Genomic DNA, 2,654 nt, shown 5'->3' with positions numbered 1-2,654 from the left:
TAATTGATTCGGGATTGATAGGAGAACGGTCTGGGAAGTCCGGCGAAAAAGCGTGAAAGCCGCGTATCCGAAATTGAAACCGACATGGCAGTATCCAGAGTACCACGAGACACGAGAAACCTTGTGGGAACGAGCGGAGACCACTCCGTAAGGCTAAATACTACTCAGTGACCGATAGCGCATAGTACTGTGAAGGAAAGGTGAAAAGGACCCCGGGAGGGGAGTGAAAGAGAACCTGAAACCCTGTGTTTACAAGCTGTCGGAGCACTTTAAATGTGCGACGGCGTACTTTTTGTAGAACGGTCCGGCGAGTTATGGCATGTGGTAAGGTTAAGTACTTCAGGTACGGAGCCGAAGCGAAAGCGAGTGTGAACAGCACGTAAGAATCGCCTGCCATAGACCCGAAACCGGGTGATCTATCCATGTCCAGGATGAAGCTGCCGTAAGAGGTAGTGGAGGTCCGAACACACATCCGTTGAAAAGGGTGGTGATGAGGTGTGGATAGGGGAGAAATTCCAATCGAACCCGGAGATAGCTGGTTCTCCTCGAAATAGCTTTAGGGCTAGCCCCGTAACAGTCTTGCGGAGGTAGAGCACTGAATTTCCTAGGGGGCGTCAAAGCCTACCGAAGAATATCAAACTGCGAATGCCGTACAGATGATTTACGGGAGTCAGACTGCACGAGATAAGTTGGGTGGTCAAAAGGGAAAGAGCCCAGACCCGCAGCTAAGGTCCCAAAGTGCGTGTTAAGTGGAAAAGGATGTGGGATTTCGAAGACAACCAGGATGTTGGCTCAGAAGCAGCCACACATTAAAAGAGTGCGTAATAGCTCACTGGTCGAGAGGTCCTGCGCCGAAAATGTCCGGGGCTGAAACACGACACCGAAGCTCGGGAATCAGAAATGATTGGTAGAGGAGCATTGAAGACGGAACGAAGCCATACCGGAAGGAGTGGTGGACTGTCTTGAAGAGAGAATGCCGGAATGAGTAGCGAGAGAGAAGTGAGAATCTTCTCGGCCGAATATCCAAGGTTTCCAGGGTAAAGCTGATCTGCCCTGGGTAAGTCGGGGCCTAAGGCGAGGTCGGAAGACGTAGCCGATGGACAACAGGTTGAAATTCCTGTACTGTGATATATCAGAACTGTGGGGACACAGCGGGAAGGCATGGGCCGGAAAAGGAAAATCCGGTGCAAGCACCAGAGGAGTATGGCAGGCAAATCCGCCATGCAATCCAAAAGTGTGATGCGGAGCGAACAAAAGTAGCGAAGCATGCTTACCGGCTGTCGAGAAAAGCCGCTATTGCGTATATCACACCCGTACCGTAAACCGACACAGGTGGATGAGGAGAGAATCCTAAGGCCGGCGGGAGAAGCATTGTTAAGGAACTCGGCAAAATGACCCCGTAACTTCGGGAGAAGGGGTGCTCTTGAAAAAGAGCCGCAGAGAATTGGCCCAAGCAACTGTTTAGCAAAAACACAGGTCTATGCAAAACCGAAAGGTGAGGTATATGGGCTGACGCCTGCCCGGTGCTGGAAGGTTAAGAGGAGAGGTTATCGTAAGAGAAGCCTTGAATTTAAGCCCCAGTAAACGGCGGCCGTAACTATAACGGTCCTAAGGTAGCGAAATTCCTTGTCGGGTAAGTTCCGACCCGCACGAAAGGCGTAATGATTTGGGCACTGTCTCGACAATGCACCCGGTGAAATTGAAATACCAGTGAAGATGCTGGTTACCTGCGCCAGGACGGAAAGACCCCATGGAGCTTTACTCTAGCTTGATACTGGGATTCGGTATTGCATGTACAGGATAGGTGGGAGGCTGCGAAGTGATGACGCCAGTTGTCACGGAGCCGATGTTGGGATACCACCCCTGCAGTACTGGGTTTCTAACCTGCGGCCGTAACCCGGCCGGGGGACAATGTCTGGTGGGGAGTTTGACTGGGGCGGTCGCCTCCGAAAGAGTATCGGAGGCGCTCAAAGGTTCCCTCAGAATGGTTGGAAACCATTCGAAGAGTGCAAAGGCAGAAGGGAGCTTGACTGCGACACCGACGGGTGGAGCAGGTACGAAAGTAGGACTTAGTGATCCGGTGGTATGAAAGTGGGATTGCCATCGCTCAACGGATAAAAGCTACCCTGGGGATAACAGGCTTATCACTCCCAAGAGTTCACATCGACGGAGTGGTTTGGCACCTCGATGTCGGCTCATCGCATCCTGGGGCTGTAGTAGGTCCCAAGGGTTGGGCTGTTCGCCCATTAAAGCGGTACGCGAGCTGGGTTCAGAACGTCGTGAGACAGTTCGGTCCCTATCCGGCGTGGGCGTAGGATATCTGAGAGGAGCTGTCCTTAGTACGAGAGGACCGGGATGGACTGACCTCTGGTGGACCGGTTGCACTGCCAAGTGCATGGCCGGGTAGCCAAGTCGGGACGGGATAAACGCTGAAGGCATCTAAGCGTGAAGCCCCCCTCAAGATGAGATATCCCATAACGTAAGTTAGTAAGACCCCTTGAAGACGACGAGGTAGATAGGTGAAAGGTGGAAGCACGGTGACGTGTGGAGCTGATTCATACTAATAGGTCGAGGGCTTAACCGAAGAGGTTAGGTTTGTAATGAAACGCAACGAGATAGAACGAGAGTTATCTTTAAAGGTAATCGGATGAAAA

General features: G+C 52.0%; 1 rRNA gene. It reads left to right on the top strand.

The features are described from left to right. A 23S ribosomal RNA gene (locus WMO38_RS14895) occupies nucleotides 1-2,584 on the top strand; the annotation flags it as partial. Nucleotides 2,585-2,654: the final 70 nt, after the last annotated feature.

The sequence above is a fragment of the Lachnospira hominis (ex Hitch et al. 2025) genome (genome assembly GCF_040096395.1).
Lineage (GTDB): Bacteria > Bacillota > Clostridia > Lachnospirales > Lachnospiraceae > Lachnospira > Lachnospira hominis.
This window is presented reverse-complemented; position numbering and strand designations above follow the sequence as displayed.